Source organism: uncultured Streptococcus sp., assembly GCF_963536705.1.
GTDB lineage: Bacteria > Bacillota > Bacilli > Lactobacillales > Streptococcaceae > Streptococcus.
In genome coordinates, this window is record NZ_CAUTAP010000003.1 from 142,367 (window position 1) to 158,040 (window position 15,674).

Consider the following 15,674-nt stretch of genomic DNA (forward strand, 5'->3'; position numbering starts at 1 on the left):
GTAAATCGTACTATTTTTAGAAAATGATAGGAAAAATCATGGCAAAACAAAGATTGATTTTATTGTATGGCGGACGCAGTGCAGAGCGGGAAGTTTCGGTTTTATCAGCTGAGAGCGTCATGCGGGCTGTCAATTATGATAGATTCTCGGTGAAGACTTACTTCATCACCAAGGACGGAGATTTTATTCGAACTCAGGAATTTGAAGCAAAGCCGGTGGCTGATGAGAAACTGATGACCAATGCCACAGTGGATATGTCTCGGAAGATTAAGCCCAGCGATATTTATGAAGAAGGAGCCGTGGTCTTTCCAGTTCTGCATGGTCCTATGGGCGAAGATGGCTCTATCCAAGGCTTCCTAGAAGTGCTCAAAATGCCTTATGTCGGCTGTAATATTTTATCTTCTAGCCTAGCCATGGATAAAATTACGACCAAGCGAGTGCTGGAATCGGCAGGCATTGCCCAAGTGCCTTATGTAGCGCTGGTTGATGGAGAGGATCTAGAGCAAAAGATTCAAGAAATCGAGGAGAAATTGACCTATCCAGTCTTCACCAAACCTTCCAATATGGGCTCTAGTGTCGGCATTTCTAAATCGGAGAACCAAGCAGAACTGCGTGCTTCTCTGGACCTGGCTTTCAAATACGACAGCCGGGTACTGGTTGAGCAAGGAGTGACGGCTCGCGAGATTGAGGTTGGACTTCTGGGCAATGTTGACGTCAAGAGTACCCTGCCTGGAGAAGTGGTCAAGGACGTGGCTTTTTATGACTACGAAGCCAAATACATTGATAATAAGATTACCATGGACATTCCGGCCAAGATTCCAGATGAAGTGGTGAGCCTGATGCGTCAAAATGCAGAGGCCGCTTTCCGAGCTCTGGGCGGTCTGGGGCTGTCCCGCTGTGATTTCTTTTATGCGGAAGATGGTCAGGTCTTCCTTAATGAGCTCAATACCATGCCAGGTTTTACCCAGTGGTCTATGTATCCATTGCTTTGGGAAAATATGGGGCTGGCTTATCCTGACTTGATTGAGAAACTAGTTGGCCTAGCTGAAGAGGCATTTGCTAAGAGAGAGGCGCATCTTCTCTAAAATATGATATAATAGAGGGGCTGAAAATTTTCGGTCCTTTCTTTTTGCGAGCAAACCGAAAAATGAGGAAGAAGTATGAAATTAGATTTATATGAAATTGCAGAAGTCCTGTCTGCGAAAAATGATGTGACTCAGTTTGAAAATGTTGCGCTTAGAAATGCTGAGTTTGACAGCCGTTTGATTGAGTCGGGTTACCTTTTTGTGCCACTCAAGGGGGCGCGTGATGGCCACGAATTTATCCCAACAGCCTTTGCCCAGGGAGCTGCTGCCACCCTATCTGAGCGTCCAGTGGCAGAGGGGGCTTATATCTTGGTCGATGATGTCCTGACGGCCTTTCAGCGCTTGGCCCAGTATTATCTGGAAAAGATGCAGGTGGATGTGCTGGCGGTGACAGGTTCCAACGGTAAAACGACAACAAAGGATATGCTGGCTCAGCTACTGGCAACCACTTACAAGACCTATAAGACCCAGGGCAATTACAATAACGAAATCGGTCTGCCCTACACAGTACTTCACATGCCTGAGGATACAGAGAAACTCGTCTTAGAAATGGGGCAGGACCACTTGGGCGATATCCATCTCCTGTCTGAACTTGCCAAACCTAAGACAGGCATTGTAACTCTGGTCGGAGAAGCCCATCTGGAATTTTTCGGCAGCCGAGCTGAGATTGCCCAAGGCAAGATGCAGATTGCGGACGGCTTGAGAAAAGATGGTCTCTTGATCGTTCCGGCGGATAAGATTGTCAATGAATTTCTGCCAGCAGACTGCAAACTGGTTCGCTTTGGTCCTGATGCGGATATCTTCCTGACGCGTCTGGAAGAGCGCAAGAACAGCTTGAGCTTTGAATGCAACTTTTTAGAGCAGAGGATTGACCTGCCTGTGACCGGTAAGTATAATGCAACCAACGCCATGATTGCAGCCTATGCAGCTCTGCAGGAGGGGGTATCTGAGGTGGCTATTGCTCAAGCCTTTTCTGAGCTGGAGCTGACCCGCAATCGAACAGAGTGGAAGAAAGCTGGTAATGGCGCAGATATCCTATCGGATGTCTACAATGCCAATCCAACAGCCATGCGCTTGATTCTGGAGACTTTCTCGACCATTCCGGCCAATCCAGGCGGACGAAAATTGGCAGTGCTGGCGGATATGAAAGAGCTGGGAGCGGACTCTAAGTCCATGCACGGCTCGATGATTACTAGCCTCAATCCAGAAATTGTGACCGACCTTTTCCTCTATGGACAGGACATGGAAGCCCTCTATGACTATGCCAAGGAGATTTACCCGCCAGGCAAGGTCCATTACTTTATCAAAAATGACGAGAAAGACCAGTTTGAACAGCTGACCAAAGCTGTCAGAGAGATCCTGACCCCTGCCGACCAAATCCTTCTCAAAGGCAGCAATTCCATGAATCTGGCGAAGCTGGTAGAGGATTTGGAAGATGGAAACTAAAGAAGCTGCAAAAACCATTCAACGTCTCCTTTCTATTACAGAGACAGGTCTAGCATTTAGTCGTGATGAATTTGATCGAGAACGTTACTTAGAACTCCGTCAGCTTTTGGGACACCTCCTGGCTAATTGGTCAGATTTGGATGGGAAAGAATTGGCAGAGCTGTTGCGCCCAACGGATTTTTATGCCACTCCCTTGATTGATGTCCGAGCTGTACTGGTTCGAGACAGAAAAGTCTGTTTGGTCAAGGGTAAAAATGAGAAAACTTGGGCTTTACCAGGCGGATTTTGTGAAGTTGGCCTATCTCCTAAGGAAAATATCGTCAAGGAAGTCCAAGAAGAAACGGGATTTAATGTTTCAGTTTCTCGTTTGCTTGCAATTTTTGATACTAATAAATTTCAATTTCAGAGTAAGCAATATGCTAAACTGGTCTTCGAGTGTCAGATAGAGGATGGAGATTTTCAGCCTAATACAGAAATAGAAGAGTTAGCTTTCTTTGATATCCAATCTTTACCAGAATTATCTTCTAAGCGGACGACAAAAGAACAGTTGGAAATCCTTTGGGAGATTTATCAAGGAGATAGAGAACAGTATTTGGATTAGTTAAGTAAGTTTCTGGAATGCTTTTTGTCTGAAAAAGCTAGAAATTATTGCAACAACAGGCAAACTCAGCCTTGTTCAAATCTTATATTAGAATGGGAGCCTAGGAGATGGGAATAAGAGATATGTTTACAACCTATAAAACCGAACCGCCTCAACTGGGACTTTGGTATTTTGTTCTTTTGGGGCTGGTCTTTGCGATTATCTGGCTTTCCTATCGCTACTACAATCGGAAGTCTTACCAGCAGCTATTTGTCGGTATGCAAGCTTGCCAGCTGATAGGCCTCTATTCTTGGTATATGCTGACTGCTGCCCCGCTGTCTGAGAGTCTGCCTTTTTATCATTGCAGAATGGCTATGTTTACCTTGATGTTTCTGCCTAATCGCTCAGTGTATAAATTCTATTTTGCTCTTTTGGGGACTTTTGGCTCGATTGTAGCCTTTATCTATCCGATTTTTGATCCCTATCCTTTTCCCCATATCACTATTTTGTCCTTTATCATCGGCCATCTGGCGCTCTTGGGAAATTGTTTGATTTATCTTTTCAGATATTATCATACTTTCTCTATGAGCTGGCAGCGAGTGGTGTGGACGACCTTTATGATGAATGCTTTTTTGCTTGTTATCAATATGTTGACAAAGGGTTCTTATGGATTTCTCACAGATCCGCCGCTTGTTGGCAATCACGGACTCCTGCTCAATTATCTGCTTGTCTCAATCGTCTTAAGTGTAGCAGTCTGCTTGGTTTCTGAAATTTTTAAGCGCGTGGAGCAGACCAAGACAGTCACCCTAACTTAATTATCTCATGGAGGATTTATGAAAGATTTTTTAACTACGACAAAAACGGTGGCACCGCCCATCTCGATTTTATGGTATGCTGTGATGATTGCTCTGGTCTTGCTGTCTATTTGGAGCTCGATCAAATATCATGATAATCCACGTTTTGTCAAGGCTTTTAAGTGGATTCAGATTGCTCAGCTGCTGATGCTTTATAGCTGGTATTTTGGTTTTCGGATTCCCTTTACCAACAGCTTGCCTTTTTATCATTGCCGCCTGGCTATGTTTGCAGTGGTTTTTCTGCCAGACAAATGGCGCAGTAAGCAGTATTTTGCTCTATTAGGAGCCAGCGGAGCGGTCTTTGCCTTGGGTTATCCAGTCTTTGACCCCTATGATTTCCCGCACATTACCAGCTTCTCTTTCCTGATTGGCCACTATGCCCTCTTGGTTAATTCCTTGATTTATCTGATGAATCACTACGACAAGACCCTGCTCAAGAAATACATGATTGTAGCCTACACCTTTGGGCTCAATCTTTTCCTAGTCGGCGTTAATCAAGTGACAGGAGGAAATTACGGTCTGCTAAAAAGTCCGCCTTTTATCCCTGATGCCCCTCTATGGATAAAGTACCTCCTTGTGTCGGTCATCCTTTCTTTGGCCCTGGTTCTCTTTGATATATTGTTTAAGATACGGTGGAAAAAGCAGTTAAGTCTGGTCCGCAGTTAATTCACTTTAAATTTATAGCTCCTGTCAAGTTAATGTGGCAGGAGTTTTCTTAAATTAAGAAGCCTTATCATGACTTGTCTTGCTTCTAGTAACAAATGGACGGTTTGTCTATCAACTCTTTAAGCTAGTTCAACTAGACGATTCTATTAGCGGAATGAAACATCCCAAATTTTGGGCTTTCTTAACAACTGGACAACTGGCGAATGGCTTGATCCTCTATCTCTTGAAAGGGAATAAGGCCATTTTTCCATGACAGCTGAAGAGAAAGAAGAACTGGAAAACAGAAAAAAACGCCTGCTCCATTTACTGGATTTGAACTCAATCTTTGCAATTTGTGCCATTGTCAGGGTTTAAAGGAAATTTCATTGACATAGGAGAATAGAATCGCTCGAAAGGGCGATTTTTATCTTCTTTAGATCATTGAAAAAAAGCGCTAAATCCGCTATAATAGGTAGGTTGAAAGGATTGGAATACTCCGATGTAAAATAAAAAAACAAATACTAAGATTTACTATTATCCTAAATGAAAGAAAGAGAAGAAGATGACTTTACAAGAAGAAATTAAGAAACGCCGGACCTTTGCCATTATCTCCCACCCGGACGCGGGGAAGACGACCATTACGGAGCAGTTGCTCTACTTCGGGGGTGAGATTCGTGAAGCTGGGACGGTCAAGGGGAAAAAGACGGGTAATTTTGCCAAGTCTGACTGGATGGATATTGAGAAGCAGCGGGGGATTTCAGTAACTTCCTCTGTCATGCAGTTTGACTACGATGGTAAGCGGGTCAATATCCTGGATACGCCAGGGCACGAGGACTTCTCAGAAGATACTTATCGGACCTTGATGGCGGTGGATGCTGCGGTCATGGTTATTGACTCGGCTAAGGGTATTGAGGCCCAGACCAAGAAGCTCTTTGAGGTTGTTAAGCATCGTGGTATTCCAGTCTTCACTTTTATGAATAAGCTGGACCGTGACGGTCGCGAGCCCTTGGACTTGTTGGAAGAATTGGAAGAGATTTTGGGCATTGCTAGCTATCCAATGAATTGGCCGATTGGCATGGGGAAGAGCTTTGAGGGTCTTTATGACCTCTACAATGAGCGGCTGGAGCTTTATAAGGGCGAGGAGCGCTTTGCGACTCTGGCGGAAGGTGACCAACTGTTTGCTTCTAACCCTTTCTATGAGCAAGTTAAGGAAGACATTGAGCTCTTGAGCGAAGCTGGGAATGAATTCTCAGAAGAAGCGATTTTGGAGGGCAAACTGACACCTGTTTTCTTTGGCTCAGCCCTGACCAACTTTGGCGTCCAGACTTTCCTGGAAACCTTCCTCAAGTTTGCTCCGGAACCGCATGGTCACAAGAAGACAGATGGCGAGGTGGTCGAGCCACTCAGCCCAGACTTTTCAGGCTTTGTCTTTAAGATTCAGGCCAATATGGATCCGCGCCACCGCGACCGTATCGCCTTTGTCCGTATCGTTTCTGGCGAGTTCGAGCGCGGTATGAGTGTCAATTTGCCTCGCACTGGCAAGTCTGCCAAGCTGTCTAACGTTACCCAGTTTATGGCCGAAAGTCGGGAAAATGTGACCAATGCTGTAGCTGGTGATATTATAGGGGTTTATGATACGGGGACTTATCAGGTTGGCGACACCCTGACTGTAGGTAAGAATAAGTTTGAATTTGAGCCTCTGCCAACCTTTACTCCTGAAATCTTTATGAAGGTTTCAGCCAAGAATGTCATGAAGCAAAAATCCTTCCATAAGGGGATTGAGCAGCTGGTGCAAGAGGGAGCCATCCAGCTTTATACCAACTACCAGACGGGCGAGTACATGCTGGGCGCTGTCGGTCAGCTCCAGTTTGAGGTCTTCAAGCACCGCATGGAAAATGAATACAACGCTGAAGTGGTCATGAATCCTATGGGTAAAAAGACTGTCCGCTGGATTTCACCAGATGACCTGGATGAGCGTATGTCTTCTAGCCGTAACATTCTGGCCAAAGACCGCTTTGATCAGCCAGTCTTCCTCTTTGAAAACGACTTTGCCTTACGTTGGTTCGCGGATAAATATCCAGATGTTAAATTGGAAGAGAAGATGTAACGTACTAAGATTGCTTGGCTACATAGTAGTCTAAGCAATCTACGCCATGTCCTATGGGACCATGGCTAAGTACCTTACTAACTGCGTTTGGCAAATAAAATCGATTTGCCAAACTCCGTGTCGTAGTGAATGGGATTGTTATGATTGTATAACAAACTAAAGTTACTAAGGCCGAGTTCAGTTGGCCCCTTGCTAACCACTTGACTAATCTCATCAGGCATTAAAGTTGATTTGCTTGGTTTTGTGCTTTGACAATGCATATTTGCTTGCAGGAAGCGTTTATGAAGTTGGGCGCTAGTTTATTAGAGAATTATTCTACATTGTAGAAAGGAGCTCCATGTTTCTGGAAAGAAAACTAAAAGATCAGTCTGTCTGGATCAACATTGACTCAGATAGTTTCAAAAAGAACGCCAGGATTTATCAGGATTATGAAATTGATCAGGAGACCATCGAGTATGCGCTGGATAAGAACGAGCGGGCTCACATGGACTACAATCGTGAGAATGGAACTGTTGTTTTTATCTACAATGTCCTTGATCTAGCGACAGATAAGGAACATTATGAGACGATTCCTATGACCTTTGTGGTGCAACAGAGACGGCTCATTACGATCAGCAACCAAGACAATGCCTATGTTGTCGATATGATGAAGTCTTATACTGAGCGTCATGAGCCAGTATCGGTCTATAAGTTTCTCTTTGCTAGTCTAGAGTTGATCTCTAATTCTTACTATCCAGTTGTTGAGCGGATGGACAAGCGCAAGGATGAGATTAATGCTCTCCTGCGTCAGACAACTACCAAAAAGCATCTTTTTGCCCTGTCCGACTTGGAAACTTCTATGGTCTATCTAGTTGCTGCAGCTAAGCAGAATCGCATGCTCCTAGAGCATATCAAAAGTCATGGCATTTACCGACGTTTTGATGAATTAGAAACCGAGCAGTTTGAGGATGCTATGATTGAGGCTCGTCAGCTCGTTTCGATGACTGATCTGATTGCTCAAGTTCTCAGCCAGCTCTCTGGCTCCTACAATAATATCCTGAATAACAATCTGAATGACAATTTGACGGTCTTGACCATTATTTCGGTCCTTCTGGCAGTACTTGCAGTTATCACGGGTTTCTTTGGTATGAATGTTCCTCTGCCCTTGTCTAATGATAAAAACGCCTGGATTTATATTGTTGTCATTAGTCTAATCATCTGGGGACTTCTAACCAAGCTTCTTAAATGGTTAGCCAATAAGAAGTAAGCATTTGAAATTATTTTACCTATAACAAGCACCGAGAATGGTGCTTGTTTTTTCTTGCTTTGGAAAGAAAATGATTAGTACAGTTTGCCTGCATTTAAAAAACTGTTGTTTTATGTAATAAAATATAACATAAAAATTATAATTATTATTGCATAAAATTTCATAATAAAGTATAATATAAAACAATTTAAAATAAGTGAGGGGTAGAAATATGGCAGAATACCTAAGCGATTTAAATTATAAAGGCAAAATATACCAATGCACAGACCTTGGGAAAGCCTCGGCTCTACTAGGAGGGGATATAGAAGAACTTCCTTATTCTATTCGCATATTATTAGAAAGTGTTCTTCGTAAGGAAGATGGGATTGACGTAACAAAAGATAACATTAGGTCTTTGATGCATTATCAAGCTAAATCACCAAGCGGAGAAGTTCCTTTTAAACCAAGCCGAGTTATTCTCCAGGATTTTACGGGTGTTCCTGTCGTAGTAGATTTGGCTAGTATGCGCGATGCTATTGTCGGGCAAGGAGGTCAGGCCGATCAGATTAATCCGGAGATTCCGGTTGATTTAGTTATTGACCATAGTGTTCAGGTGGATTTTTATGGCTGTGACACAGCTCTGGAGGCCAATATGACCCAGGAATTTGTCCGCAACAATGAGCGTTACGAATTTCTCAAGTGGGCTGAGAAATCCTTTGATAATTATCGGGCGGTTCCCCCTGCTACTGGAATTATCCATCAGGTTAATATTGAATTTCTTAGTGATGTCATCATCGAAAAGGATGGCCAACTCTATCCGGACAGCATGTTTGGAACGGACAGTCATACGACCATGATTAATGGGATCGGTGTTCTGGGCTGGGGAGTCGGTGGGATTGAGGCCGAGGCTGCCATGCTGGGTGAGGCTTCTTATTTCCCTGTTCCTGAGGTGATTGGTGTTCGTCTATTAGGCAAGCTGCCAAAGATTGCGACAGCGACGGATTTGGCTTTAAAGGTCACGCAAATCTTGCGGCAGGAAAATGTTGTTGGCAAATTTGTCGAGTTCTTTGGGCCTGGTTTGTCTCATCTAAGTCTGGCTGACCGAGCAACGGTGGCTAATATGGCTCCAGAATACGGAGCTACCTGTGGCTATTTTCCGATAGATGAGGAAACGCTCAATTATATGCGCCTGACCAATCGATCAGAAGATCATATCGAGCTGACCCGTCTCTACGCTCAAAAAAATCACCTCTTCTATAATGAAAAGGTTGAGCCGAACTATACCAAGGTAGTCGAAATTGATTTGTCCGGCATTGTGCCGAGCATCTCAGGCCCCAAGCGTCCCCAAGATTTGATTGAATTAACAGCTGCTAAAGAAGAGTTTCAAGCTAGTCTAGTCAGGGAAGCGGGGGTCCGAGGCTTTGGATTAGATGAGAGCGAGCTGGAAAAGTCAGCAGTGGTTCAGTTTTCTGATCATGAGGAGACGATTAAGACCGGTCATGTGGCTATCGCTGCTATTACTAGCTGTACCAATACATCCAATCCCTATGTCCTGATGGCGGCAGGACTTTTAGCCAAGAAAGCAGTAGAAAAAGGCTTACGCGTTTCAAAGACTGTCAAGACTTCTTTAGCTCCCGGCAGCAAGGTGGTCACAGGCTATCTTAAGAAGAGCGGTCTTCAGTCCTATCTGGATCAGCTTGGTTTTAATCTTGTCGGCTATGGCTGCACCACTTGTATTGGAAATTCAGGCGATCTCCGACCGGAAGTGGCTCAGGCGATTACGGATACTGACTTGCTGGCTAGTGCTGTTCTTTCAGGCAATCGCAATTTTGAAGGACGAATCAATCCATTGGTCAAGGCTAATTTCCTAGCTAGTCCTCCCTTGGTAGTTGCCTATGCTCTGGCTGGAAATACCAATATCGATCTGACCAGTGAGCCACTAGGTTATGATCAAAAGGGGCAGCCTGTTTATTTGATGGATTTGATGCCGGAGCACGATTTGGTTGCTGACTATGTTCAAAAATATGTGACGCGCCAGCTTTTTGAAAAAGAATATGCCCATGTGTTTGATGATAATGAAAAATGGAATCAGATTCCGACAGCCTCTTCTCAAAATTATCAGTGGAATCAGGCTTCGACCTATATTCAAAATCCACCTTACTTTGATGGTTTAGCTGATGATTTAGCCATTCAGCCACTGAAAAATCTTGCTGTGCTGGCAAAATTTGGGGATACGGTGACGACAGACCATATCTCCCCAGCAGGAAATATTGCCAGAAACAGCCCAGCAGCTTCCTATTTAATGGAGCATGGAGTGAATTACCAAGAGTTTAATTCCTATGGCAGCCGTCGGGGCAATCATGAGGTCATGATGCGGGGGACTTTTGCCAATATTCGGATAAAAAATGAATTGGCGGATGGGAAAATTGGTGGTTACACAGATTATAAAGGAGAGTTGCTATCCATTTATGAGGCAGCCATGCGCTACAAAGAAGACCAAATTGACACCATTGTCCTAGCTGGCAAAGACTACGGTATGGGTTCTAGTCGTGATTGGGCAGCTAAGGGGGCTAATCTTTTGGGCGTCAAGGTGGTGTTGGCAGAGAGTTTTGAGCGTATCCACCGATCAAATCTGGTTATGATGGGGATTCTTCCTCTGCAGTATCTAAATGGAGAAAATGCGGATAGTCTGGGCTTAACAGGCAAGGAGACTTTCGATATTAATCTGCCACAGGACCCGCAAGTTGGTCAGCTAGTTGATGTGGTAGCTCGGAAGGGTGCTGAAGAAATAGCTTTTCAAGCTCGGCTGCGCTTTGATGCAGAAGCGGATATCCGTTACTATGAAAATGGGGGGATTTTACCCATGGTCGTTAGAAAGAAATTAGAGGAGGTGTGAGCATGAGTCAGACGGACGGTTTGAAAGATACCATTGCCTGTGATACCAGGATTAGCCAGATTGTGGATGATTCTTTATCTTATGCGGGCTACAATATTTCTGAATTGGTAGAGCACCATGCCAGTTTTGAAGAGGTGATTTATCTACTGTGGAATTTGCATTTGCCGACTCAAATTGAGCTCAAGCATTTTGAAGAAGATCTGCGAGCTAATTATGCCATTAGCGATGCGGTGGAGCAGTGCATCCTTATTCAGTCCCGCAAGCACCTTCATCCCATGAGTGTCTTGCGCTCAACGGTCAGCCTTCTGGGTGTTTATAATGTCCATGCTGAGGAAGCATCTCTAGAAGCGACCTATGAGCAGAGCATCCAGCTTATGGCAAAGATGCCGACTATTATTGCGGCTTTTGCCAGACTGAGGTCGGGTCAGACTCCGATAGAGCCACGGGAGGATTTGGGATTCGCGGCTAATTTCCTCTATATGCTCAAAGGACAAGAGGCTAGTGAGCTTGAAGTTAAAGCTTTTAACTGCGCCTTGGTGCTCCATGCCGATCATGAACTCAATGCTTCAACCTTTGCAGCTCGAGTCTGCGCCTCAACCTTGACCGATATTTATTCCTGTGTGACAGCAGCTGTTGGAGCGCTCAAGGGTTCGCTTCATGGCGGCGCTAATGAATGTGTCTTTGATATGCTGAAAGAGATTAGAGCAGAAGGAAATTGCCAGGCCTACCTAGACCGCAAGCTGGCCTCTCATGAGAAGATTATGGGCTTTGGTCACCGGGTTTACAAGACCCAAGATCCGCGTGAAAAATATCTGCGTCAAATGGCCAAGGACTTGACACAGGGAACCAAGGACGAAGTCTGGTATCAGCTTTCAGAAGAAATTGAAGCCTATATGAAGCATACCAAGCACCTCATACCGAATGTCGATTTTTATTCGGCTACGGTTTACCATGTGTTGGGCATTGACAGCAGTATCTACACCCTGATTTTTGCTATGAGTCGGGTGGCTGGCTGGATTGCCCATATTCAGGAACAGCGCAAGAACAATAAGCTGATTCGGCCGCGTTCTAACTATATTGGTGCTCAAGGTTTGGAGTATCTTCCCATCGGAAGGAGATAAAATGGCAGATAAGATTTTATTTGAGAAAGGGCGGTTGCTGGTACCTGATGCTCCTATTATTCCTTACATCCAAGGTGACGGGATTGGGGTTGATATCTGGGAAAATGCCCAGCTGGTCTTTGATAAGGCAGTGGAAAAGGCTTATGGCGGCCAGAAAAAGGTTGTTTGGAAGGAAGTTTTGGCTGGGAAAAAAGCAGCAGACCTGACGGGTGACTGGCTGCCGGATGAAACGCTGACAACGATTAAGAGTCATCTAGTGGCTATTAAGGGCCCGCTAGAAACCCCAGTCGGAGAAGGGATTCGTTCGTTGAATGTGGCCCTGAGACAAGAATTGGATCTCTATGCCTGCCTGCGGCCGGTTCGTTATTTCAAGGGAGTTCCAAGCCCGCTCAAGCACCCAGAGAAGACAGATATCACGATTTTTCGGGAAAATACAGAAGACATCTATGCAGGGATTGAGTGGGAGTGTGGAACGGCTGCAGTCAAAAAAGTCATCGATTTCCTGCAGAAGGATATGCAGGTTGACAAGATTCGCTTTCCAGAAAGCTCTGCTATTGGAATCAAGCCTATCTCTAAGCAGGGCAGTGAGCGGCTGATACGGGCAGCTATTGACTATGCGCTAGCCAAAGGACTAAGGCGTGTCACTCTGGTTCACAAGGGCAATATCCAGAAATTTACAGAGGGCGGTTTTCGGAAATGGGGCTATGAACTAGCTCAAAGAGAGTATGCGGACGAAATGGCTTCTGGAAAATTAGTCATTCAGGACGTCATAGCGGATAATTTTCTGCAACAGATTCTGCTCTATCCAGAGAAATTTGATGTTGTCGCCTTGACCAATCTAAATGGTGACTATGCCAGTGATGCCTTGGCTGCTCAGGTGGGCGGAATCGGTATTGCGCCAGGGGCCAATATTAATTACGAGACTGGTCATGCTATTTTTGAAGCTACTCATGGGACGGCGCCAGATATAGCGGGTCAAAATAAGGCTAATCCCTGTTCACTTCTCTTATCAGGGGCTATTTTCTTTGATTACATTGGTTGGACGGAGGTCTCTCATCTCCTGACTAAGGCTATTGAGAAGGCTCTCTTTGAGCAAAAAGTGACAGGCGATTTTGCCAGTCAGCTGGAAGGAGTAGCAGCTTTGACCACTGGTCAATTTGCTGAGGAGCTACTGGCTAATATAGAAAAGTGTCCATAATGAAGAAAAAAGCGATGAGGAAATTGCCTATCTAGACAGTCTCTTCATCACTTTTTTGTCTTTTTCGATATTCCAGTCCCCAACCGATAATCCAGCAAAAGACGAGCAGATAATTTTCAATCCAGCCCAGAAAGTTTGCTTGATTCGCCTTTTCCAGATAGCCTAGCAGATGGTTGGTGCCAAATCCCAGACCGCCCAGAATCAGTGCTAGCAAGGTCATACGCAGATAAAACCAATCATACTTTATGTTGGCAGCAATGACTAAAGGCAGAATAGCCAGATTCCAGAAACCAATTTCCCGCTGCCAGTAGGGGGATAGGCCGTAGATGGACTCATTGCCCAAGAGCTGGGGTTGGAAAATCTGGATCATTGCTGCGCCCAGCATAGCTAAGAACAGCAAAATGAAAATCACTCGTAAAAATTTATTCATACCTGTCTCCTTTCTTCTTTGTAGATTATAATGCTTTTGAAAATGATTTTCAAGTTTTCATTTTTTTACAAAAGAATCTCTAATAAAATATTTTACAGCCAAGCCCTATCTTTTTAGGTGCTTTTGTGGTATACTAGATTAGTTGCAGAAATACAGCTTTTCTATTCAGTGGGAACTAGCGACCGAGTCGGCGCTTTTTTAGTGCCTGGACTTGAGAGACCATATTTATGAAGAGAAGAGCGAATACTCTCAGAAAATCGAGATTTAGCAAGAGAAAAGCACTTGGTATGTTTTGATAGGTGAGTATCAAAAGCCTTATAAGGTGGCTTCGCACCACCTTTAGAAAGAAGAAGAACATTGAAATTTAATGAATTACATTTATCTGCTGAATTACTAGCAGAGATTGAAAAAGCTGGCTTTGTAGAAGTGAGCCCTATTCAAGAGCAGACGATTCCACTTGCTATGGCAGGTAAGGATGTTATTGGTCAGGCCCAGACAGGGACAGGAAAGACAGCAGCCTTTGGCTTCCCGACTTTGGAGAAGATTGATACAGATAATCCTGCTGTGCAGGCTTTGATTATCGCTCCAACCCGTGAATTGGCTGTGCAGAGTCAGGAAGAGCTTTTCCGTTTTGGCCGCAGCAAGGGTGTCAAGGTACGCTCTGTCTACGGTGGTTCCAGCATCGAAAAGCAAATCAAGGCCCTCAAATCTGGTGCTCATATCGTCGTAGGAACACCTGGCCGTCTCTTGGACTTGATCAAACGCAAGGCGCTTAAGCTGAATCAGATTGAAACCTTAATCTTGGATGAAGCGGATGAAATGCTTAACATGGGCTTTTTGGAAGATATTGAGTCTATCATTTCACGTGTGCCAGAAGAGCGTCAGACCTTGCTCTTTTCAGCGACCATGCCGGATGCTATCAAGCGTATCGGTGTCAAGTTTATGAAGGAGCCTGAGCATGTCAAGATTGCTGCTAAAGAGCTGACGACGGAGCTTGTAGATCAGTATTATATCCGTGTCAAAGAAAATGAAAAATTTGATACCATGACCCGCCTGATGGATGTGGAGCAGCCTGAGCTATCAATCGTCTTTGGTCGGACCAAGCGCCGGGTGGATGAGCTGACTCGCGGTCTGAAAATCCGCGGTTTCCGAGCAGAGGGTATCCATGGTGATTTGGACCAAGGCAAGCGCCTCCGCGTTCTGCGCGACTTTAAAAACGGAAATTTGGATGTCTTGGTGGCGACAGATGTAGCCGCACGTGGATTGGACATTTCTGGTGTGACCCACGTCTACAACTATGACATTCCGCAGGATCCAGAAAGTTATGTTCACCGGATTGGTCGGACTGGTCGAGCTGGTAAGTCAGGTCAGTCTATTACTTTCGTAGCGCCAAATGAAATGGGCTATTTGCAGATTATCGAAAATCTGACTAAGAAGCGCATGAAAGGCCTCAAGCCTGCGACTGCAGAAGAAGCTTTCAAAGCTAAGAAAAAAGTTGCTCTTAAGAAGATTGAACGTGATTTTGCTGACGAAAGCATCCGTTCTAACTTTGAGAAATTTGGCAAGGATGCCCGCAAGTTAGCAGCAGAATTCAGCCCAGAAGAGCTGGCTATGTATATCCTCAGCTTGACAGTGCAGGATCCAGATGCCCTTCCTGAAGTAGAAATTGCCCGTGAAAAACCATTGCCGTTTAAACCGTCTGGCGGAGGCTTTGGCGGAAAAGGCAAGGGCAGTCGTGGCGGAAATAGCAACCGTCGCAGCAATGACAATCGCCGTGACCGAGGTGGCCGTCGCGATCAATTTAAGAAAGGTCGCAAAGACGAGCGTTTTGACAAAGAAAATCGCTACCGCAAGGACCACAAGAAGCCACGCAATACTTCTAGCGAAAAGAAAACCGGCTTTGTTATCCGTAACAAGGGTGATAAATAAGGTGATTTATTAACTAGAGTTGGCGACAATTTTAGCGTCGAGAGAGAATGCAAGTTCTCTCTTTTTTATTTGTTTGATAGCTCCCCTTATCGTAAGTCCTACAGAAATATAAGTCTGAGTCAATGTAGTTTCCTTAAGCGTGCTGATTGAAGCAGTCC

Annotated in this window: 12 protein-coding genes; 11 read left to right on the top strand and 1 reads right to left on the bottom strand. The window is 44.8% G+C overall.

Annotated features, from left to right (window positions below):
- Window positions 1-38 precede the first annotated feature (38 nt).
- The 10 genes from RWX26_RS03110 (at window position 39) to icd (ending at window position 13,157) form a co-directional block, all read left to right on the top strand.
- Window positions 39-1,085, top strand: a complete 1,047-nt coding sequence (locus tag RWX26_RS03110) for a D-alanine--D-alanine ligase (RefSeq protein ID WP_314579071.1) — start codon at window positions 39-41, stop codon at window positions 1,083-1,085.
- A 75-nt stretch (window positions 1,086-1,160) separates the two neighbouring features.
- Window positions 1,161-2,531: a UDP-N-acetylmuramoyl-tripeptide--D-alanyl-D-alanine ligase gene (gene murF / locus RWX26_RS03115; RefSeq protein WP_314579072.1), complete on the top strand. Its 1,371-nt coding sequence runs from the start codon at window positions 1,161-1,163 to the stop codon at window positions 2,529-2,531.
- On the top strand, window positions 2,521-3,132 hold the full coding sequence (locus RWX26_RS03120) for an NUDIX hydrolase (RefSeq protein ID WP_314579073.1): 612 nt from the start codon (window positions 2,521-2,523) through the stop codon (window positions 3,130-3,132). Before murF ends, RWX26_RS03120 begins: the two co-directional genes overlap by 11 nt.
- 107 nt (window positions 3,133-3,239) lie before the next feature.
- Window positions 3,240-3,926 carry a TIGR02206 family membrane protein gene (locus RWX26_RS03125; protein WP_314579076.1) on the top strand — a complete coding sequence of 229 codons (687 nt, stop codon included), beginning with the start codon at window positions 3,240-3,242 and terminating at the stop codon, window positions 3,924-3,926.
- Window positions 3,927-3,944: 18 nt separating this feature from the next.
- A complete protein-coding gene (locus RWX26_RS03130; protein ID WP_314579078.1) occupies window positions 3,945-4,631 on the top strand; it encodes a TIGR02206 family membrane protein in 687 nt (228 codons plus the stop codon).
- Window positions 4,632-5,172: 541 nt separating this feature from the next.
- Window positions 5,173-6,717 (top strand): peptide chain release factor 3, encoded by a 1,545-nt coding sequence (locus RWX26_RS03135; protein ID WP_314579080.1) that lies wholly within the window; start codon window positions 5,173-5,175, stop codon window positions 6,715-6,717.
- Window positions 6,718-7,054: 337 nt separating this feature from the next.
- The gene (locus RWX26_RS03140; protein WP_311154652.1) at window positions 7,055-7,963 is read left to right on the top strand and encodes a magnesium transporter CorA family protein; all 909 of its coding nucleotides are present in this window, start codon (window positions 7,055-7,057) and stop codon (window positions 7,961-7,963) included.
- A gap of 211 nt (window positions 7,964-8,174) precedes the next feature.
- Window positions 8,175-10,838 (top strand): aconitate hydratase AcnA, encoded by a 2,664-nt coding sequence (gene acnA, locus RWX26_RS03145; protein ID WP_314579082.1) that lies wholly within the window; start codon window positions 8,175-8,177, stop codon window positions 10,836-10,838.
- Between the two features lie 2 nt (window positions 10,839-10,840).
- Entirely contained in the window at window positions 10,841-11,959 is a 1,119-nt protein-coding gene (locus RWX26_RS03150) for a citrate synthase (protein ID WP_314579084.1), read from the top strand.
- A gap of 1 nt (window position 11,960) precedes the next feature.
- A complete protein-coding gene (gene icd / locus RWX26_RS03155) occupies window positions 11,961-13,157 on the top strand; it encodes an NADP-dependent isocitrate dehydrogenase (protein WP_314579086.1) in 1,197 nt (398 codons plus the stop codon).
- A gap of 31 nt (window positions 13,158-13,188) precedes the next feature.
- Here icd and RWX26_RS03160 read toward each other — a convergent pair whose 3' ends face one another.
- Window positions 13,189-13,587, bottom strand: coding sequence for a hypothetical protein (locus RWX26_RS03160; protein ID WP_009659947.1), 399 nt, complete (start codon window positions 13,585-13,587; stop codon window positions 13,189-13,191).
- Window positions 13,588-13,944: 357 nt separating this feature from the next.
- Here RWX26_RS03160 and RWX26_RS03165 point away from each other — a divergent pair, with 357 nt between their 5' ends.
- The gene (locus RWX26_RS03165; RefSeq protein WP_314579089.1) at window positions 13,945-15,516 is read left to right on the top strand and encodes a DEAD/DEAH box helicase; all 1,572 of its coding nucleotides are present in this window, start codon (window positions 13,945-13,947) and stop codon (window positions 15,514-15,516) included.
- Window positions 15,517-15,674 lie beyond the last annotated feature (158 nt).